The sequence below is a fragment of the Mycobacterium sp. genome (assembly GCF_032161845.1).
In the GTDB taxonomy this organism is placed as follows: domain Bacteria; phylum Actinomycetota; class Actinomycetes; order Mycobacteriales; family Mycobacteriaceae; genus Mycobacterium.
Map to the genome: position 1 here is coordinate 1 of NZ_JAVRQA010000363.1, position 17,771 is coordinate 17,771.

At 66.6% G+C, this 17,771-nt stretch carries 23 protein-coding genes; 13 read left to right on the forward strand and 10 right to left on the reverse strand.

What is annotated here, in order from left to right:
• The first annotated feature begins 131 nt into the window (after positions 1–131).
• The 3 genes from QOD90_RS19535 (at position 132) to QOD90_RS19545 (ending at position 3,273) form a co-directional block, all read left to right on the forward strand.
• The gene (locus QOD90_RS19535) at positions 132–917 is read left to right on the forward strand and encodes a class I SAM-dependent methyltransferase (protein ID WP_526352482.1); all 786 of its coding nucleotides are present in this window, start codon (positions 132–134) and stop codon (positions 915–917) included.
• 296 nt (positions 918–1,213) lie between these two features.
• Positions 1,214–1,960: a class I SAM-dependent methyltransferase gene (locus tag QOD90_RS19540; RefSeq protein WP_526352483.1), complete on the forward strand. Its 747-nt coding sequence runs from the start codon at positions 1,214–1,216 to the stop codon at positions 1,958–1,960.
• An 83-nt stretch (positions 1,961–2,043) separates the two neighbouring features.
• A complete protein-coding gene (locus tag QOD90_RS19545; protein ID WP_526352484.1) occupies positions 2,044–3,273 on the forward strand; it encodes an alanine racemase in 1,230 nt (409 codons plus the stop codon).
• 142 nt (positions 3,274–3,415) lie between these two features.
• On the opposite strand, the gene QOD90_RS19550 is transcribed toward QOD90_RS19545, so the two are convergent.
• Positions 3,416–3,676, reverse strand: a complete 261-nt coding sequence (locus tag QOD90_RS19550) for a hypothetical protein (protein WP_526352485.1) — start codon at positions 3,674–3,676, stop codon at positions 3,416–3,418.
• 182 nt (positions 3,677–3,858) lie between these two features.
• On the opposite strand from QOD90_RS19550, the gene QOD90_RS19555 reads away from it, so the two are divergent.
• From QOD90_RS19555 to QOD90_RS19565, 3 genes are read left to right on the forward strand one after another with little or no spacing between them, the layout of a single operon-like run.
• A complete protein-coding gene (locus QOD90_RS19555) occupies positions 3,859–4,101 on the forward strand; it encodes a hypothetical protein (RefSeq protein WP_526352486.1) in 243 nt (80 codons plus the stop codon).
• 28 nt (positions 4,102–4,129) lie between these two features.
• Positions 4,130–4,450: an ArsR/SmtB family transcription factor gene (locus QOD90_RS19560; protein ID WP_526352487.1), complete on the forward strand. Its 321-nt coding sequence runs from the start codon at positions 4,130–4,132 to the stop codon at positions 4,448–4,450.
• A gap of 2 nt (positions 4,451–4,452) precedes the next feature.
• On the forward strand, positions 4,453–5,166 hold the full coding sequence (locus QOD90_RS19565; protein WP_526352533.1) for a cation efflux transmembrane domain-containing protein: 714 nt from the start codon (positions 4,453–4,455) through the stop codon (positions 5,164–5,166).
• Here the strand turns inward: QOD90_RS19565 and QOD90_RS19570 are convergent.
• Positions 5,087–5,344, reverse strand: a complete 258-nt coding sequence (locus QOD90_RS19570) for a hypothetical protein (protein ID WP_526352488.1) — start codon at positions 5,342–5,344, stop codon at positions 5,087–5,089. The two genes, QOD90_RS19565 and QOD90_RS19570, sit on opposite strands and share 80 nt — an antisense overlap.
• Positions 5,345–5,373: 29 nt before the next feature.
• On the reverse strand, positions 5,374–6,066 hold the full coding sequence (locus QOD90_RS19575) for a guanylate cyclase (protein ID WP_526352489.1): 693 nt from the start codon (positions 6,064–6,066) through the stop codon (positions 5,374–5,376).
• A 26-nt stretch (positions 6,067–6,092) separates the two neighbouring features.
• Here QOD90_RS19575 and QOD90_RS19580 point away from each other — a divergent pair, with 26 nt between their 5' ends.
• Positions 6,093–6,254, forward strand: coding sequence for a hypothetical protein (locus QOD90_RS19580; RefSeq protein WP_526352490.1), 162 nt, complete (start codon positions 6,093–6,095; stop codon positions 6,252–6,254).
• A 4-nt stretch (positions 6,255–6,258) separates the two neighbouring features.
• Here the strand turns inward: QOD90_RS19580 and QOD90_RS19585 are convergent, their stop codons facing one another.
• The 3 genes from QOD90_RS19585 to QOD90_RS19595 form a co-directional block, all read right to left on the reverse strand.
• Positions 6,259–7,023, reverse strand: coding sequence for an adenylate/guanylate cyclase domain-containing protein (locus tag QOD90_RS19585; RefSeq protein ID WP_526352534.1), 765 nt, complete (start codon positions 7,021–7,023; stop codon positions 6,259–6,261).
• A gap of 67 nt (positions 7,024–7,090) precedes the next feature.
• Positions 7,091–9,991 (reverse strand): aminotransferase, encoded by a 2,901-nt coding sequence (locus QOD90_RS19590; protein WP_526352491.1) that lies wholly within the window; start codon positions 9,989–9,991, stop codon positions 7,091–7,093.
• Positions 9,988–10,857, reverse strand: coding sequence for an alpha/beta fold hydrolase (locus tag QOD90_RS19595; protein ID WP_526352492.1), 870 nt, complete (start codon positions 10,855–10,857; stop codon positions 9,988–9,990). Before QOD90_RS19595 ends, QOD90_RS19590 begins: the two co-directional genes overlap by 4 nt.
• Positions 10,858–10,974: 117 nt before the next feature.
• Between QOD90_RS19595 and QOD90_RS19600 the strand changes: the two genes are divergently transcribed.
• The 4 genes from QOD90_RS19600 to QOD90_RS19615 all read left to right on the forward strand — a co-directional run bounded on the left by QOD90_RS19600 (position 10,975) and on the right by QOD90_RS19615 (position 13,746).
• Entirely contained in the window at positions 10,975–11,448 is a 474-nt protein-coding gene (locus tag QOD90_RS19600) for a VOC family protein (RefSeq protein WP_526352493.1), read from the forward strand.
• 126 nt (positions 11,449–11,574) lie between these two features.
• Positions 11,575–12,219 (forward strand): Rv1363c family protein, encoded by a 645-nt coding sequence (locus QOD90_RS19605; protein WP_526352494.1) that lies wholly within the window; start codon positions 11,575–11,577, stop codon positions 12,217–12,219.
• Positions 12,216–12,833: a hypothetical protein gene (locus QOD90_RS19610; protein ID WP_526352495.1), complete on the forward strand. Its 618-nt coding sequence runs from the start codon at positions 12,216–12,218 to the stop codon at positions 12,831–12,833. Before QOD90_RS19605 ends, QOD90_RS19610 begins: the two co-directional genes overlap by 4 nt.
• A 10-nt stretch (positions 12,834–12,843) precedes the next feature.
• Entirely contained in the window at positions 12,844–13,746 is a 903-nt protein-coding gene (locus tag QOD90_RS19615; protein ID WP_526352496.1) for an alpha/beta fold hydrolase, read from the forward strand.
• Here the strand turns inward: QOD90_RS19615 and QOD90_RS19620 are convergent.
• The gene (locus QOD90_RS19620; protein ID WP_526352497.1) at positions 13,743–14,546 is read right to left on the reverse strand and encodes an SDR family NAD(P)-dependent oxidoreductase; all 804 of its coding nucleotides are present in this window, start codon (positions 14,544–14,546) and stop codon (positions 13,743–13,745) included. The two genes, QOD90_RS19615 and QOD90_RS19620, sit on opposite strands and share 4 nt — an antisense overlap.
• A 23-nt stretch (positions 14,547–14,569) precedes the next feature.
• On the opposite strand from QOD90_RS19620, the gene QOD90_RS19625 reads away from it, so the two are divergent.
• The gene (locus QOD90_RS19625; RefSeq protein WP_526352498.1) at positions 14,570–15,868 is read left to right on the forward strand and encodes a DUF1298 domain-containing protein; all 1,299 of its coding nucleotides are present in this window, start codon (positions 14,570–14,572) and stop codon (positions 15,866–15,868) included.
• Here the strand turns inward: QOD90_RS19625 and QOD90_RS19630 are convergent.
• Both QOD90_RS19630 and QOD90_RS19635 read right to left on the reverse strand, forming a co-directional pair.
• A complete protein-coding gene (locus QOD90_RS19630) occupies positions 15,808–16,140 on the reverse strand; it encodes an antibiotic biosynthesis monooxygenase family protein (protein ID WP_526352499.1) in 333 nt (110 codons plus the stop codon). The genes QOD90_RS19625 and QOD90_RS19630 overlap by 61 nt on opposite strands.
• Positions 16,137–16,787: an NADPH-dependent F420 reductase gene (locus QOD90_RS19635; protein WP_526352500.1), complete on the reverse strand. Its 651-nt coding sequence runs from the start codon at positions 16,785–16,787 to the stop codon at positions 16,137–16,139. The genes QOD90_RS19630 and QOD90_RS19635 overlap by 4 nt, the downstream gene beginning before the upstream one ends.
• Positions 16,788–16,826: 39 nt before the next feature.
• On the opposite strand from QOD90_RS19635, the gene QOD90_RS19640 reads away from it, so the two are divergent.
• Positions 16,827–17,171, forward strand: a complete 345-nt coding sequence (locus tag QOD90_RS19640; RefSeq protein WP_526352501.1) for a winged helix-turn-helix transcriptional regulator — start codon at positions 16,827–16,829, stop codon at positions 17,169–17,171.
• Here the strand turns inward: QOD90_RS19640 and QOD90_RS19645 are convergent.
• Entirely contained in the window at positions 17,168–17,764 is a 597-nt protein-coding gene (locus QOD90_RS19645) for a TetR/AcrR family transcriptional regulator (protein ID WP_526352502.1), read from the reverse strand. The two genes, QOD90_RS19640 and QOD90_RS19645, sit on opposite strands and share 4 nt — an antisense overlap.
• Positions 17,765–17,771 lie beyond the last annotated feature (7 nt).

The following is a 17,771-nucleotide window of genomic DNA, read 5'->3' on the forward strand; positions in this document are numbered from 1 at the left end:
CTAGCGTGGTGACGTGGCGCCGACGGGGACGTGGTGGAGTTCCGCTTCAACGTCGTAGCCGACGAAGCAGTAGGGCCACACGTAGCTGCACAACCGCGCCGTCGAGCAGTGTCGTTTTGTAGCCTTCGGCAATGGCGCAACTCGAATTCGATGAGAATCTCGTCCAATCGATGGAGGTGCTCTACAACCGACGCGACGTGTTGCGGCGACGGCGCCTCGTGCATTCAGCGCTCGATGTGCAGCCAGGTGAACGGCTGCTCGACGTCGGATGTGGCCCGGGTTTCTACGTGACCGAGTTACTTGACCGCGTGGGTCCACGGGGACGCGTCACGGGCATAGACACTGCGTCGGCCATGCTCGCGGTCGCAGCGAAGCGGAGTGAAGGCCATCCCAATGCCACCTTTCGCCAGGCCGGTGCTGCTGAGATACCGGCCGAGGATGGTGAGTTCGATGCGGTCTTGTCGGTGCAAGTATTGGAGTACGTGCCCGACGTGACCAGTGCGCTTGCCGAAATCCATCGCGTCTTGCGACCGGGTGGCCGCGTGGTGATTTGGGATGTGGATTGGTCGACTGTGTCGTGGCGATCCAATGATGCCGACCGAATGCGTCGGATGCTCGCCGCCTGGGACAAGCACCTTACTCACGCGGCGCTGCCTCAGGGTCTTTCGAATCTATTGCGAGAGAATGGGTTTGAAAACATCACGATGGACGCCCATGCCTTCGCCTCCATCGAGCTGACTCCAGAGGCGTACGGAGGAGCGCTAGTTGACATCATCGCCGACTATGCGGTCAAACAGGGCGGAGTGGACCTCGCTGAGGCGCGAGCGTGGAAGTCCGAACAACGGGAGCTCAACGCCGCCGGTGAGTTCTACTTCGCCTGCGTTCAATGCTGCTTCGTTGCGCGAAAACCAGATTGAGGTCGCCATGCCGCGGCCGACGGTGACGTAGTGGAGTTCCGCTTCAACGTATAGGTCGGCTACGGGTGCGGTCCGCGTTCGCATGCGTCGAGCGTGGGGTACATGCACACGATTAGCACAGTTTTCGTGCGTAGGGCCCACTCTCGCCGAGAACCCGGCACCGAGTCATGACGTTGTTCGGCAACGGCATCCGGCGGACTTCCGGTTCAACGTGTAGGTGGACTGCGAGCGTTTCATCGAATTCCGACCAACGGCGATGTTCCTCCCTGGCACGGTCTACGACGTAGCATTGTCCGGTGAGTTTTGTCGTCCCGCCGGAGGCCTATGCGCGTTTCATGGGTCGGTATGCCGAGCCGCTTGCCGAGGTCTTCGTGGCATTCGCTGAGGTGGGCGCCGGCGCGAAGGTGCTCGACGTGGGCTGTGGGCCGGGCGCGCTGACGGCGCATTTGCTGTCCGTAGGTGCCGAGGTCGCGGCGATCGATCCTTCGCCGCCGTTCATCGAGGCGATCCGTGTGCGCTTCCCAGACGTCGACGTGCGTCGAGGTACGGCGGAGGAATTGCCTTACGACAGTGCCGCTTTCGATGCGGCTCTTGCGCAGTTGGTAGTGCACTTCATGACGGATCCAGTTCTCGGTCTCAGACAGATGGCCCGCGTGACTCGGCGTGGCGGTGTCGTCGCAGCATGCGTGTGGGACGGGCCGACCGGCGCGCTGGCGCCTTTCTGGGATGCGGTTCACCTGATCGACCCTGGGGCTGAGGATGAAGCGCTACTCTCCGGGGCGCACAGGGGACACCTGACGGAGCTATTCGCAGCTGCTGGCCTGCGCGATGTGGACGAGGATTCCATCGCGGTCGATGTCGTTCATCCGAGCTTTGAGGAGTGGTGGGAGCCGTACACCTACGGCGTCGGTCCGGCCGGCGACTACGTTCAGCGACTCGATGACGATGCGCGCGCACGCCTTGAATCAGTGGCTCGCGAACGCCTGGGTAGTGGGCCGCTCACCGTTACCGCTACCGCGTGGGCCGCCCGCGCGACGGTGTAATCGCAGGCTAGACCACGGGAGACCAGCACCGACAGGGCCGCGGCGTTCGCCACCGCCGTCAACACCGCGTCAGGAGCGTCGACATGACCGAGCCGCTAGGACCGCACCACAAATCCATTCCCCCCAGTGCGTGGGGGGCCACCGTCGAGGAGTTCCTGGCAGGCAAGCCGCGCTTGTCGTCGATGTCGACGCCCGTGCTGACGCTCGACCAACGCCGCCTCGGCCACAACATCGACGCCGTGGCGCAGTGGGTCGCCGACCGCGGAATGCTCTTGGCCCCGCACGGCAAGACCACCATGGCTCCGCAACTGTGGCAACGCCAGCTCGACGCCGGCGCGTGGGCCATCACCTTGGCCACGGGCTGGCAGGTGCAAGTGGCCCGGCGCCTCGGCGTCAAGCGCATCCTGATGGCCAACCCCATGGTCGCCGCGGGTGATCTGCGTTGGCTGGCAGCCGAACTGGCCGACGATCCGCAGTTCGAGTTCTACTGCTGGGTCGACTCGCAGGCCGCCGTCGAACACATCGCGGGACACCTCGACGAGCTCGACGAAACGGCCAGACCGATCAACGTCATGGTCGAACTCGGCGCCCCTGGCGGGCGTACCGGCGCCAGAGACATTGGCGAGGCCTTGCAAGTCGCCCGTGCCATCGTCGCCAGTCCGCACCTCGCGCTGGCAGGCGTCGGCGGCTACGAAGGCGCCCTCGGCCACGACCGGCACCCAGAAGCGCTGGGCCGCGTCAACGACTACCTCGCCTCGCTCGTCGACCTTCACCGGCAGGTGATTCCATTGGCCGAAACCGAGCCACTGCTGACCGCTGGGGGTAGCGCTTACCCCGACCTGGTCGCGAATCAGGTCGCCGGTCTGGTCGCGAACGGAGGTCGGGTGGTGCTGCGCTCGGGCGCCTACATCACCCACGACGATGGGTTCTATGCAGGCATCTCGCCTTTCTCCGACGCCGTGGACCCAGCCAATCCGGTGCACCTCGAATCCGCCATCCACGGGTGGGCCCGGGTCATCTCCACGCCCGAGCCGGACCTGGCGCTTCTGGATGCCGGAAAGCGCGATCTTCCCTACGACGAAGGGCTACCCGTCGTGCAGACTCCGCAGCGCGCGCGATCGACGGCGACCGTCACCGCAATGAACGACCAACACACGTTCGTCCGCGGGGCCGCCTTGAACGTGGGAGAAGTTGTGCGCCTGGGGCTCTCACATCCGTGCACGGCCTTCGACAAATGGCGCCTGATCCCGGTGTGCTCCGACGCCGATGAACCCGACCCGATCGTGGTCGACCTCATTCGCACCTATTTCTGATCAAGCGAAGGCATGGACTACTGATGGTCGACGGTGACCCGCATCGAAGAGCTCGGCCTCCAGCCGGCTCGATGGACCGCCGTGGTTGTGCAGTACGAGTGGTGCGCGGGTCACCCACCTCGAGGCAGGTGACCCCGGCGTATCAGAAGGGCAGATCCACTTGGCCGTTGGTCGTGTTCGCTTCGTCATGGTTGGAGTCGACGTAGCCGAGCACCGCTGGCACCTTTGGCTCGGTGCCGTAGGGCACTAGCGGGTCGGTTCCGGCGCCGCCGACCGGGGAACCGACGGCGCTCGCGACGGGGGCGGGAAGGGTAGCGGCGCTGGCGACGGGGGCGAGAGCGACGGCTCCGCAAATCGCGAGTGCGGCCAATCCCGATGTCACGTACTTGAACGCTGTCTTCATGATCGTCTCCTCGTGCGCCATTGTCCTTCTTGGACACTTCTGATCTTGGTCTTCGAGAACGGAGGTGTCGTCAGCGCTGACACCCATTCCCTTCTTCCTGCTAGCTGGAATCCGGGCATTAGTCGCCGAGGTGTGCCTCTCCCGTGACCCGCACGCAACCGCGACACAGCACGCTCGTCGTCATGGCCGCAGTCGAGGTGATCTATCTCGTGGCGGCGACCTCGTGGATCGGCGTCGTGTTGGCAGCGCTGGGCATTGGTATCCGCCTCGTCGTGAAGTTTCGCGCCAGGCGACGCCGGGTGAACCGGCTCCTCGACATCGTATGGAGACCCGTCCAGCTGTGCACTGGGCAAGGTCAGCGCCGCCGGCCCGCGCGCGGTTCGCGGCCGACCCGTCACCCCAATCATTGGTTCACTATTTTCTGAATCCAGATTCTGATGTACTGTTCTCGTCGTGCAGACATTGGTTGAGCGCGACGCGCTGGCGCGATTCGGGTACGCATTGTCGGATTCGACGCGGGCCCTAATTCTGCTGCGGCTGCGAGACGGCGGGCAGTATCCGTCCGATCTCGCCGATGACATCGGGGTGTCGCGACAGATCGTCTCGAATCACCTTGCCTGCCTTCGCGGTTGTGGCCTCGTCGTCGCCATGCCAGAGGGTCGACGGAGTCGCTACGAACTCGCCGACCCGCGCATCCGCCACGCGCTCGACGACCTCGTCGGACTGGTGCTCGCCGTCGACCCGGCCTGTTGCTCTGAGAATGGCTGCTGCTGATGGTGGCGTTGACGGCCGAACGCCGTCACGTCTTGTCCCGCCGCATCCGGTTGTTCGTCGCTGCGACGATCACCTACAACGTCATCGAAGCCGTCGTTGCCCTTGGCGAGGGAACGCGCGTGTCCTCGACGGCGCTGATCGGGTTCGGGTTGGACTCGGTGATCGAAGTGTCCTCCGCCGCCGCGGTGGCGTGGCAGTTCTCCGCGCGAGATCCGGAGGCGCGCGAGAAGGTTGCGCTTCGGATCATCGCGTTCTCGTTCTTCGGTCTCGCGGCGTTCGTGTCCATCGACTCGATGTGCTCGCTGGTTGGCCTCGGGGAGGCGAGCCACTCGACTGTCGGGATGGCCTTGGCAGCAGTCAGTTTGGCGATCATGCCCCTGCTGTCATGGGCGCAACGCCGAGCGGGCCGCGAACTGGGATCGGTGTCCGCGGTGGCCGACTCCAAGCAGACCCTGTTGTGCACCTACCTGTCGGCCGTGCTCTTGGTGGGACTGCTACTGAACAGTCTGTTCGGGTGGGCGTGGGCAGACTCCGTCGCAGGCTTGGTCATCGCCGCGATCGCCGTGCGAGAGGGGGTCAACGCCTGGCGTGGTGAAACATGCTGCGCCGTACCGGTTCCCACCGAGCGGGGAGGCGCTACTTCGCGTCGCCCACCGTCTTGTCCCGATTGCCGTCCTTCGCGCAGAACTCGACAGTGGCCGCCACCTGCGTCATGACGTCGGAGGTGGACGAGTTGAGCCCGTTGCGTGCCTTCAACATCCGCGCGACGGTCGCGCCCCGCTCGTCGCGGCTCATGCCGTTGAAGTCCTGGCACGTGGTGGATCCGTCACCGTTGGCGGTGCAGCCGGCGAGTGCGACCCCAATGGCGGCCAACACCGCGACGGTTTTGTACATGCCTCGACGCTACTGGAGGTCCCTGTGCCTCAGAGGACGACGGAGATCTCGTCGCTCAGCTGAAATCCGGGCGTTAGCGGGAGGGTGTCGCCGCTCCAGAACTTCCCAGGGTCGAACCAGTTTGCGTCCTTGTCTCCTGCCAGCAGACCCATCTCCTGATAGGTCACGGCGACGGTCTCGGCGCAGTACGCGGTCTCCAGCCCCACCTTGAGGCGTTCCGCGCGCTTGCGTCGTGTGGCCTTCTTGACTTGATCGTCGAGGACCGGGATGCCACGCGTCCAATCGGCGACCGTCGGCACCCGTCCGCGGAACCACCGCGCCGTCAGCTTGGCGGTGGTGGGAAATGCCGTGCCATCCATCCGCGCGATGACGCGCAGCAGGTCGTCCTCCTGCTTGCGGGTGGCGAACGGGGTCATCTGGCGCAACCAGCACCGCTGGCCGTAGGTGAGCATCCAGCGCTCGACCGCCTGGCGTAGGTCGTTGAGTTGGACACCGCGGTGATTGTTGCCGCTCCACATGCATTCCAGTTTGTCGCCGAGCTCGGCGTGCCAGATCAGGGGCGGCAGATCGTCGATCGCCACCGTCATGCCGACGTGGTTGACCGGGGCGTTGGTCATCGTCTGGATCGCCCGGTCCGGCCCCGAGTCGCCACGGAACAGCCAAATGTCGCCGGTCCGCGTTTCGGCCAGAGCGCGTTCGAGCGTCACGGTGTTCGCATTCACCAGGGCAGTTTAGGCAAACTAGGGCGATGCGAGGCATATGGAAGTGGATTGGGCTGGCCGGTGTCGCCGGAGTCGTGGCGGGCGGTGCGCTGGTTGCGCGCGATCAACGCAAGCGAAATGCGTACACCCCGGACGACATCCGGGCGAAGCTGCACGAACGACTCGCGGAGTCCGGCCCGGCCGAGTAGCGGGTCACGGCACCACCGTATACAGCCGGTGAGTCCCGCTGAACCCCTTCAGTTCGACGTCACGGCCGTCGTCGAAGGAGACGGCGTCACCGACGGCGTCGCGCACGGATTCGCTGACCAGAACTTCGCCGCCAGTGGCCGCGGCGGCGACGCGCGCCGCCATCGCGACATTGCGACCGAACAGGTCGTCGCCGCGTCGCACCGACTTGCCAGAGTGAATGCCGATCCGAACCCGAATCCCGTTGGGCCGCTTGGCGAGTTCGCGTTGGACGTCGACACTGCAGCCGACGGCCTGGTCGGGTTGTGCGAAGGCGATCATGAACCCGTCGCCTTGACTCTTGACGACGTAGCCGGAGTGGCGCTTGACGTGCCGACCGACCATCTTGTCGTGCCGGTCGATGAGTCGCACCCAGGCCCGGTCGCCGATGCGCTCGTTGAGCGCGGTCGACCCCTCGATGTCGGAGAACACGATCGTGACCCGTCCGTTGGGGGCCAATCGGGCCAGATCGGGACGCTCGACGGTGGCCCAGTCGGCGAGGTCTTCGATGTTGGATCGGACGGCTGCGCCCAGCCCCTCCTTGCGGAGGATGGTGGCGGTCTGCCAGACGGACTTGACGGCCTCGCGACCGCCCGAGAGCAGGTTGGCCCTGGTGTCGAGCCTGCGCTGGAGTTCATCCAGTTCCTCGTCGCGGCTCGCGACACGCCGCCACAGCACCAAGATGACGACGGCTTCGAGCACGGCGACGGCGATCAGGGCGTAGATCGCCATCGTGGTTACCGACACGGCTCAAGTATCGACGGTGCGACGCCGGGCGATGCGGCGGGAGAGGGGACGGTCACCAGCCCTCGGTGAGAACCCGATCGAGGGTCGCGACGTAGAAATCGGCGCCCGCCACGTCGAGACACAGCGGCGGCTTGGTCTTCAGGATGTTCTGGCGATCGCCGGTCGGCTGGATGACCACGCCAAGCTCGAGCATGCGGTTGCAGATGGCCGCGGTCTCCTCGGTGGCGGGCTCGAGGGTGTCTTGGTCGAGGATCATTTCGACGCCGAGGTACAGCCCCATCCCATGCACGGTGCCGATGATCGGGTGCTTCTCGCGCAGCGCCATCAACTCGGCCTTGAGATGGCTGCCCACCCGCGCCGCGTTGCCCTGCAGGTCCTCGTCCCGAAGCACGTCGAGCACCGTGATGCCGATCGCACACGACAGCGGACTGCCGCCGGTCGACGAGAAGAAGTACCCCTGCGAGCTGAACGCCTCGGCGATCGCACGGCTGGTGATGACGGCGCCGAGTGGGTAGCCGTTGCCCGTCGACTTGGCGATCGACACGATGTCGGGCACCACCTGCTGCTGATCGAATCCCCAGAACCACTCGCCGAGTCGTCCGTAGCCGACCTGCACCTCGTCGGCGATCGCGTAGCCGCCCGCCGCCCGCACGGCGGCGTAGACCTGCGGTAGGTACCCGTCGGGAAGGGCCATGCCGCCGGCGTTTCCATAGACCGACTCGCAGATGAACCCAGCGGGCGGCCGGCCCTCCGCGACGAGCTCGGATACCTTGGCCACCGCGTCGGGTGCGTACCGGTCGGCGTCGATCCCTCGGTAGCTGCCCCGAAAACTGTTGGGCGACTCCACCGTATGGATCCAGTCGGGGCGGGTGCTGAGTGCATTCGGATTGTCGGCCGTCGACGTCGATACCGCGTCGGTCGCATACGTCCACCCGTGATAGGCCTCGCCGACCGCGATTACGTCACGGCGACCCGACACCGCGATCGCCAACCGGAGCGCGAGATCGCTTGCCTCCGAACCAGAATTGACGAGGAACACGGTATCCAACGGGTCGGGCAGCATGGCGGCGAGACGTTCGCTGAACTCGACGACCGCCTCGTAGTTGAAGCGTGAGTTGGTGTTCAACCTGCGCAACTGGCGGGCGGCGGTGTCGGCTATCCGAGGATGCGCGTGCCCGAGAACCGTGACGTTGTTGACCATGTCGAGGTACACCCGACCTGCCGTCGACATCAAGTAGTGGCGCCGGCCGCGCTCGATCTGCGGAGGGTCCGCGTAGTAGTGCTCCTGCACCCTGGCGAAGCTTCCGTCACGGCGGGCCAACAGATCTCGCGCCGTGGTGGCCGGCAACTCGGGTAGGCCGAGCAACGGGCGCGGGTCACGCGTCAGCGCCAGCCAGCCCGGCGCCAGTTCGGCCGTCGTGAACGCGGGCGCCACCGGGGCACCCACCTGGCGAACGGTCACAGTGGCCCACTCGCCCGCGGCGACAGTCGTCAACGGCGCATCCGCCTCGACCCGGCCTTCGTCAGCGGCGCCAGTCACCGTCAACTCGTAATCGGTGCCACGCAAGGTGAATTCGTCGCCCGAGCGGATGACCTGGCCCGGCCACGGAGCCACCAACGTAAGAGGTTCGGCGGGCCACAGCGCGACTCCGGTGGCGACGACGTCGGGCGAGTCCTGGCTCAGCAGCGGTGCGCGGGTCAGGTTCGGCTCCCCGAATCGGGTCACGACGAGCGACGCGCCACCATCGATCGCCGACCGGGCCAACCCGTCCTGAAAGTCCGGCGCGCCAACACCTTCGACAGCGGTGTCGTAGACGTCGGAGACGGCAGATAGGTCGAGCGTTCGGACCGATGCGGGATTCAGGCCCGGGATGAGTACACCGCGCACCGGCTCGGTGGAGGTGGTGAACCCGAGGTGCGCACGGATCACGGCGGTCATCATGTCCAACGGCACCGACGTGGCCCGCTCGAACATGCGGACCTCGTCGTCGGACTGGTTGGTCAGGTACTCGTTGTCGGGGTCGAGGACGACCTGTTGGGCCCCGCTGACGATGAGCACGGCGGTCCGTAGCACCAGTAGCGGCCAGATCGCGTCGACCTCCGCGGTGCTCAACGGACGGATCGCGTGGAATGCCTTGACACCGGGCAGGATCGACGTGGGGTCGGCGCCCGGGTGCCCAAGCACCGACGACAGCGTGATGGCGACTTCGGAGACGGCCCACGTATCCGACAGGTCGCCGAAGTCGATGATCCCGTCCGTCCCGACGACGTTGGCATCCGTCAGGTCGAGATGGGTTGCCTGGCGGGGAAGTTCGTCCACCAGTGGAGAGATCCGTGCCCAGGCGTCCTTCGCCGCGGTGCTCAAACGCTCGCGATCGGTGGGATCGGGGACGTGCGAGACGAGCGCCTCGACGACGTCGTGTCCGAACCGGAGGTCCCACTGCAGCGCCCGGCCCAAACCCGGATGACGGAAGTCGGCGAGGGCCCGGCTGACCCGGCCCGCCAATTCGCCAAGGCCCGCGACCACGGCGGGGGCCAGATATCCCGCACCGACCAGTGTTCCGCCCGACAGGAACCGTAGTAACCGGACCCGAGCGGTGCCAACGAGGAGACCGGTGACCTCCGTGGCGACGTCGCCGGCGAGATTCGGTAGCGGCACCGCGACACGCAACGTCGGTTCCGCCAGGGCAATGGCCTCGGCCGCCGCGTCCTGGGCCGCGAGTTCGATTGCCGTGAACGCCGGATTGGCGATCTTCAGGACGCCGAGCTCCCGGTCTGCGGCGTCGTACACCAGGAAGTTCTTGTCCTGGTTGCTCCCAAGGGATTGCGCCCTTGCGGTGATGCCGTAGTGCGTCGACAACAGCTGCTCGGCCTGCGCTTCGCTCACCTGGGGAGCGGGCAGTTCCGGCTGCTCGAGGAAGTTGAAGCCCACGACGCCGTGCTCGTCGGTCACCGGTTGACGAACTCGACGACGACCTCACTGAACGCATCGTTGTCGTCGCCCGCCGCGGTGTGACCCGCTTCGAGCAGTTCCACGAACTCCGCGTGCGGCACCTTCGTCAGGAAGTCCTGCACGCCCTCGGCGCTCACCACGTCGGACAGCTTGCCGCGAATCAACAGGATCGGCACTTCGAGATTGATCGCGGCCTGCTCGAGCATGTCCATCCGGACGAACGGATCGTCCTCGGGTTTGGTGAGGAACGCCGGATCCCAATGCCAGTACCAACGGCCGTCGCGCAGGCGCAGGTTCTTCTTCAATCCCTCGGGGCTTCGCGGTTTGGCGCGGTGCGGCAGATAGGCCGCGACCGCGTCGGCGGCCTGTTCGAGTGAGTCGAAGCCGTCGATGCCACTGAACATGAAGTCACGGATGCGGGCGCTGCCATCCTTCTCGAACCGCGGCACGACGTCGACCAGCACCAGCTTGGTGACCAGCTCGGCACCTGCCTCGTGCGCGGCGAGGATGCCGGTGAGGCCGCCCATGCTGGCGCCGATTAGCACCGTCGGTCGGCCGATCTGGTACAGCACCTGCAGGGTGTCTGCACACAGCGACTCGACGGAGTAGTTCGCGGTGGGCGAGCGATCGCTGTCACCGTGTCCCCGACTGTCGAGCGCGATCACGTGGAATCCGCCGTCGGCAAGGATTTGGCCGGTGTTCTTCCACGAGTACCGGTTCTGCCCTCCGCCATGCAGCATGAGGATCGCGGGGCGCTCGGCAGCGGTCTCCGCATCGCGGTTCCACTCGTCGGCGACCAGTGCCAGGTCGTCCATGCCACGGAACTCAACGGTGGTCGATGCGCTGCTCGCCTGGCTACTGGACATTCCCGCACGTTACCCAGGCCTGCATCGCCGGCCGACGCGGGCCTCGGGCGAATGATGAGTTTCGCCGGGCCCGTCGGTCTACATCAATGAACACAACCGGACAGGAGGCTTACGCCCATGCCATCGATCACGCCGTCGCTGTGGTTCGACAACGATCTCGAAGAGGCCGCCGAGTTCTACACGGCGGTGTTCCCCAACTCGTCGATCGAAGGTTTCAATCGCTACACCGAGGCTGGCCCGGGAACGCCAGGCGAGGTGGTCTCCGGCACCTTCGTGCTCAATGGCCAACGATTCTTGGGCATCAACGGAGGCCCGCAGTTTCCGTTCAGCGAGGCCGTGTCGTTCGAAGTGCGCTGCGCCGACCAAGACGAGGTCGACTACTACTGGAGCCGGCTTCTGGACGGCGGCCTCGAATCGCAGTGCGGCTGGCTCAAGGACCGCTTCGGGTTGAGCTGGCAGATCGTGCCCGAGCGGCTGTTCGAGCTGATCAACGACAGCGATCCGGCCCGTGCCGCCGCCGCGACCAAGGCGATGCTTGGCATGCGCAAGATCGAGGTCGCCGATCTGGAGGCCGCCGTGCGCGACGCCTGACTTCGAGACGACGAAGGGCTCTGTTGCGGCCGCCGGACCTCTCCCAGCCGGTGGCACGTACCTTGGACCGGACGAGCACGCCCGCGGATGGGCCGACCAAGCTCGCAGTGCCCCAGAGGAGCAAACATGGCAGACGATGACGCTGCCCCCTCCGAGCCGCAGGAACCGGAGTCCACGGCCGTCGAAGTCCAGTCTGTTACCGATGCGGAAGTCGACGACGATGCGGACGACGCCGACGACCTGGACGTTGCCGCAGAACCCGCCGCTCAGGAGCCGGCGGCGGGTCCGTCGCACCTCCGGCTGGCGCTCATCGCCGGAATCGTCGCGGTGCTGGCGCTCGGTGGGCTCACCGGTTGGCTCGGATATCGGGCCCACGAGTCGAAGCAGATGGATCGGCAGCGGCAGACCTTCCTCGCGGTAGGGCGCCAAGGCGCGATCAACCTGACCACCCTGGACTACGAGCACATCGACGACGACGTGCAACGAATCCTCGACCTGGCGACGGGCACCTTCTACGACGACTTCCAGCAGCGCGCCCCGTCGTTCACCGACGTCGTCAGGCAGGTCAAGTCCAAGTCCGTCGGCACGGTGACGGAGGCGGCCATCGAGGCCGGTGACACCGCGACGCAGGCGGAGGTGCTGGTCGCCGTGACCGTCAAGTCGGTGATCGTGAATCAGCCCGAGCAACAACCCCGCGCCTGGCGCATGCGCATCCTGGTCCAGAAGATTCAGGGTGATACCAAGGTTTCGAACGTGGAGTTCGTGTCGTGACGGATTCCGATGAAGTGAAGACGCCAGCGAACATCGACGAACCCGACGAACCCGACGTGGTCGACGAACCCGACGTGGCCGAGGCGTCCGACGAGCCCGGCGTGGTGGACGACTCGCAGCGGCGATCGCGCGTCGACTGGACCAGGATTACGGCCTACGGCGTCCTGCCCGCCCTCGCGCTGATCCTCGCGATGGCCGCAGGCTTCCTGAAGTACGTGGACAATTCGGTGCGCGAGGATGCCCTAGCCCGTAGCCAATCCATGCAGGCGGCGACCGCAGGCACCATCGCGCTGCTCTCGTATACCCCGGACAAGGTCGATCGGCAGCTCAACGATGCGCGCGGTCTGCTCACCGGTGAGTTCCTCGATTCGTACACGTCGCTGATCAACGAGGTCGTGATCCCTGGCGCCAAGCAGCAGCAGATCTCAGCTGTCGCCACGGTTCCCAAGGCGGGTTCGGTATCCGCGGATCCTCGCCACGCCGTCGTCCTGCTGTTCGTGAACCAGGTGGTGGTGGTGGGGTCGGATGCACCGACCAACACGGCGTCGAGTGTCCGGGTCACGGTGGACAAGGTCGGCGGCAAGTGGCTGATCTCCGAGTTCACTCCGGTCTAGGCCGAATCCGGTGACGGATCCGCGCTGGCTCGACGTGCCCACCCCCGACGGGCAGCTGCGGGTGCTGTCGTGGGGACCCGACGATGCTCCGATTGCCCTGTGCCTGCACGGTTTTCCCGATACCGCGCACGGCTGGCGCAAGGTGGCACCCCAGCTCGTCGACGCGGGCTGGCGGGTCGTCGCACCGTTCATGCGGGGTTACGCCCCTTCGGCGACGTCGGCCGACGGTAGCTATCACGTCGGAGCCCTGATGGACGACGCGTTGCGCGTTCTCGAGGCCGCCGGTCCCACCGGTCGCGACGTTCTCATCGGGCATGACTGGGGCGCGATCGCGGGCGACGGTCTGGCGGCGATGCCCGACGGCCCGTTCGCGAAGGCCGTCATCATGTCGGTACCGCCCGCAGGCACCTTTCAGCGGTTGAGGCAGCTTCCCCACGTCGGGAAGCTGGTCGCTCAGTTGCCCCGCCAGCTGCTGCGGAGTTGGTACATCATGTACTTCCAATTGCCGCTGCTGCCAGAGCGTTCCGCAGCGTGGGTGGTGCCGCGACTGTGGCGTCAGTGGTCGCCGTCCTACGATGCCGGGGAGGACGTGGCGCTGGTCCTCGACGCGATCGGTGCGCCCGAGAACTGGCGTGCGGCACTCGGCTACTACCGGGCGACCATTCGGGGCAGCAAGCCGCCGCCGCGCTACGCGGAACTGCACCGGCATTGGCTGTCCGCCCTGGTGGTGCCGACGCTCTACCTGCATGGTGCCGACGACGGCTGTTTCTCAGCGGACTACACGCAGTGGGTCGAGCCTGCGCTACCGTCGGGCAGCCGAGCTGAGATCATCGAGGGCGCAGGACATTTCATGCAATTGGACCGTCCCGACGAGGTGGCGCGACTCATCGTCGAGTTCATCGGAGCGGGTTAGCCCTTCTTCAGGGCTGGATGGCTGCGGGCCAGGATCGGCAGCAACAGCCGACGCGGGAGGATCTTGTACGCGGCGGCGCCGACCTTGTTGAACGCCCCGGGAACGATCACCGACTTGCCCGCCGCAAGACCGTCGACTGCTGTCCTTGCGACGTCGGCGGCGCTGATCCACATTGCCCTTGGCAGGGCCGCCTCGGCGTCCTCATCCGAGATCCCTGCCGTCGCACCGAATCCGGTCTTCACCGGGCCAGGACACAGCGCCGACGCGACCACGCCGGTGCCGTTCAACTCCTGACCGAGCGACTGGGTGTAGGACAGCACGAAGGCCTTGGCCGCGCCGTAGGCGGCTTGTCCCGGCACCGGTCCGAAGGCTCCGACGGATGCGACGTTGAGGATGGCACCGCGACCGCGAGACACCATGCCGGGCACGAAGCGGCTGCACAGGTCGGCCACGGCGGCGACGTCGACCTCGATGAGGTTGAGTTCGGCGGCCGGATCCGACGCGGCCACCGGGCCGGAGGTGCTGAGTCCGGCGTTGTTGACCAGAACGTCGACGACGAGGCCGAGTTCGGCCACCCGACCCGGAAGGGCGGCGCGGTCGTCGGGTTTGGCGAGATCGGCCGCCAACACGTCGGTGGCCGGGCCGAGCGTTGCGGCCAGTGCCTGCAGCTTGTCGGCCCGCCGCGCGACCAGCACCACGTGGCGACCGCGCCTTGCGAACTCCTTCGCGATCTCCTCGCCGATGCCCGAGGACGCACCGGTGACGAGGACGGTTCCGTTGCCACTCGCCGCTGGAAGCATGCCCGCAGCCTAACCTTGGGCCCATGACGACACGGCGACTGACGCCGATCGATGCGCAGACGTTCTGGTTGGCAGACAAGATCCCGAACGACACCTTCCTGCTGTTCGGGTTCGCGGGCGTACCGGTCGACCTGGCAGAGGCGCTCGACGAGATCGAGTCCCGCGCCAGCAGCTGCCCCGACCTCTCGCTACGCGTCGACGATCACGGGGCATGGGGCTACCCGTCCTGGGCGCGCCGCGACGTCGACCGGTCACAGCTCGTGGTGCACGGCCTCGAGAACGGCACCTGGGCGGCGTGCCTGGCCGCGGTCTGCGCACTGATCGCCGAGCAGTTGGACGCCGGGCAAACGGCCTGGCGGTTGCACGTGTTCACCGATGTCGTCGGAATGCCCGGCGTCGACGGACCCGGCAGCGTTGCAGTGCTGCAGATTTCGCACGCATTGGGCGGCGGTGGCCGCACCTCGGCGCATGCGGCGTTGATGTTCGGCAGGGCCGGTGTCGAGGTGCCCGCGATTCATCCGCCGTCGACGAGTCCGATCACCCTGCCGTTGGCCGGCTTTCGCGCCGCCAGGGCCCACCGCAGGCTTCTCGCCGACGAGGCGGCGGGAGTCGTTCCCGCGCAGGCAGAACTTAGGCCGCTGTTGCGCACGAATGACCGACCGTCCGGACCGCCGAGCCTTCGCACCGTCGCTCGGCGACGCACCGACCTGGCGGGCGGGACGGTAACGGTGGCGGTGCTGTCCGCGGTGTCGACGGCACTTGCCGGTCGACTCACTGCGCTCGGCGACGACCCGTCGGCCCTCGGCGCCGAGGTCCCGATGGCCAAGCCGCCACCGCGCCTGGCCTACAACCACTTCGGGAACGTCGGCGTTGGCCTCTACCCCGACCTGGCGGCAGAGGCGCGCGCCGCCCGGATCGCCGACGACCTGGCGGCCAGACGGTTGCGTGCCGAACACCAGGCGATGCGCGCCGCCGACCTCGCCTTCGCCGCGACGCCTGCACGATTGTTGCGTTGGGGGATGGACAAATTCGATCCCGACGTCCGTCCCGCGGCGGTGACCGGCAACACCGTGGTCTCCAGTGTGAACTGTGGCGCAGCGGATTTCAGCTTCGGTGGAGCGCCCGTCGCGATGGCCGCGGCATTCGCCGGACTGTCGCCGATGATGGGCCTGACGCACGTCGTCGTTGGCGTCGGCGACATCGTCACGATCGGCGTGCACGCTGCCGAGTCGGCGCTCGGTGAGCCTGGCGGGATCGACGACTACGTCGACCGGCTCGAGGCGGCGTTGGGGCCCGAATCCAATCCCTCCACCACCTGGTAGTGCTGCATCTCCTCGATGTCGTTGACGTACGCCCGGATTGGCGGAAGAAACCGCCGAAACTGCTCGCTCGGCCGGAACCTATTGAGGTGGTCGCCGGTCGAGGTCCAGCGGATGCGCACAATGAACCGGGCGGGTTCCTCCTCGCACTGGGTGAGCTGGTAGCCGAGGCAGTACTCGCTGTCGTCGAGCGCGGTCGCCGCCTCGCGGTAGGCGGAGATGAAGGCCTCTCGGCGGGGTTCCTCGATCCGGTAGCGGATGTACTCGACCGTCACGCCGGTCCTCTCAGTAGGCCGAAGCCGAAACTCGTTCCCCAGCCGCGGCGGAGCGCCAGATGAATCCACAGCATTCCGAAAGGCTCGAGGAGTCGGGCCAGTGTCAGACCGCCCGCATCGACCGCCTCGAACCCCAACTCCGAGACGAGGGTGGCCACGGTCGCCTTGGCCCCCTCGTCGTCGCCGCAGACGAACATCACCGGCGGGGCAGGCAGATTCGGGTGATTCATCATCGGTGCACCGATCTGGTTCATCGCCTTGCACACGTGCGCACCCGCGCACCATGCGGCAATCTGCTCGGCGCCGGACGTGGTGTGCCCGACCTCCAGCGCGGTGACGTCGGGTGTCAGGGGGTTGGTGCAGTCGATGACGACCTTGCCACTCAGATCGCCGCACGCGCCGACCGCCTGCTGGGTGCCCTGCCATGGCGTGCACAGGACAACGACCTCGGCCGCCGCGGACGCGGCGGCATTCGTCGCGACGGGAGCGCCGAGATCGGCGTACTTGACGTCTTCTGGAGATCGGACGCCGTAGGTGACGTCGTGAGCCGAGGTCCATGCCCCGCCCAACGCCCGTCCGACGTTGCCCGCCCCGATGATTGCGATTCTGATGCGGGCTACGCTACGGCCGAGGTGTCGTAGCAGCAATGACGGACTTCGAAGTGGGTTACGGACCGGGAGGTAAGCGTGCAGGCCACGGACTCGGACCACCGGTGGGACGACCAATGTCCCGTCGAGATCACTCTCGCGGTCATCGGCGGCAAATGGAAGGCCGTGCTCGTCTTCTACATGAAGCGCGGCGGCGCGCACAGGTTCGCCGAGCTAAGGCGCAAGACGCACGGCATCAGTGAACGAGTGCTGACCCGACAGCTGCGGGAACTGGAGGCCGACGGCATCGTTCATCGTGAGGTCTTCGCGGAAGTGCCTGCGCGCGTTGAGTATTCCTTGACGAAGTACGGCGAGACGCTTGGCCCGGTGACCGAGGCGATGTGTCAGTGGGGAAAGGCGCACAGGGCGGGCGGCACCGACTAGAGCCGCAGCGCAGCGATGCCGACGTCGAGCGCGGCCTCCAGGTAGCTGATGTCGCCGGTGCTCATCAGGACCAGGACGCCACCCTGAATGCCTGCCAGCAACGCCGCCGCTGCCTGCGAGGGGTCCACGTTCGCGCCGATCTTCTGCTGCCGCTGCATGGCGAGCACCCCGGCCTCTATCTCGTTGCGCCACTGTTCGATCAACGTCGTCGTCACGGCCTGAGCGCCCGGCGTACGGCCGATCTCGGACATCACCGTCGACAGCGGACAGAGCTGACCCTGCTGGCGATACCGCTCGACGACGACGTCGCGCCACCGCTGCCACGCGGCCCACGACACCAGCTGGCTGAGGTGCGGCTGTTGATCACTGAGCACGCGCGCTGCCTCTTGTTCGGCTACCGCCAAGAGCAGCTGGTCCTTCCCGCGGGGAAAGTAGTGGAACAGCTGACTCTTCGACGTCTCGGTCCGCGCCATGACGTCCTCGAGCGTGGTGGCGACTGCGCCATTGACCCGGATCTCCGCGGCGGCGCCGTCGATGATCCGCTGGCGCGTCGCGGCGCCCTTCGGGGTTAGTTTCTGGACTTGCAGGTCCATTTTCATC

Coding starts and splice junctions, on each gene's coding strand:
- QOD90_RS19595 (WP_526352492.1), bottom strand. CDS start 10,857: ATGTCCAGTAGCCAGGCGAGCAGCGCATCGACCACCGTTGAGTTCCGT.
- QOD90_RS19605 (WP_526352494.1), top strand. CDS start 11,575: ATGGCAGACGATGACGCTGCCCCCTCCGAGCCGCAGGAACCGGAGTCC.
- QOD90_RS19580 (WP_526352490.1), top strand. CDS start 6,093: ATGCGAGGCATATGGAAGTGGATTGGGCTGGCCGGTGTCGCCGGAGTC.
- QOD90_RS19600 (WP_526352493.1), top strand. CDS start 10,975: ATGCCATCGATCACGCCGTCGCTGTGGTTCGACAACGATCTCGAAGAG.
- QOD90_RS19545 (WP_526352484.1), top strand. CDS start 2,044: ATGACCGAGCCGCTAGGACCGCACCACAAATCCATTCCCCCCAGTGCG.
- QOD90_RS19555 (WP_526352486.1), top strand. CDS start 3,859: ATGGCCGCAGTCGAGGTGATCTATCTCGTGGCGGCGACCTCGTGGATC.
- QOD90_RS19620 (WP_526352497.1), bottom strand. CDS start 14,546: ATGCTTCCAGCGGCGAGTGGCAACGGAACCGTCCTCGTCACCGGTGCG.
- QOD90_RS19570 (WP_526352488.1), bottom strand. CDS start 5,344: ATGTACAAAACCGTCGCGGTGTTGGCCGCCATTGGGGTCGCACTCGCC.
- QOD90_RS19625 (WP_526352498.1), top strand. CDS start 14,570: ATGACGACACGGCGACTGACGCCGATCGATGCGCAGACGTTCTGGTTG.
- QOD90_RS19535 (WP_526352482.1), top strand. CDS start 132: ATGGCGCAACTCGAATTCGATGAGAATCTCGTCCAATCGATGGAGGTG.
- QOD90_RS19585 (WP_526352534.1), bottom strand. CDS start 7,023: ATGGCGATCTACGCCCTGATCGCCGTCGCCGTGCTCGAAGCCGTCGTC.
- QOD90_RS19645 (WP_526352502.1), bottom strand. CDS start 17,764: ATGGACCTGCAAGTCCAGAAACTAACCCCGAAGGGCGCCGCGACGCGC.
- QOD90_RS19550 (WP_526352485.1), bottom strand. CDS start 3,676: ATGAAGACAGCGTTCAAGTACGTGACATCGGGATTGGCCGCACTCGCG.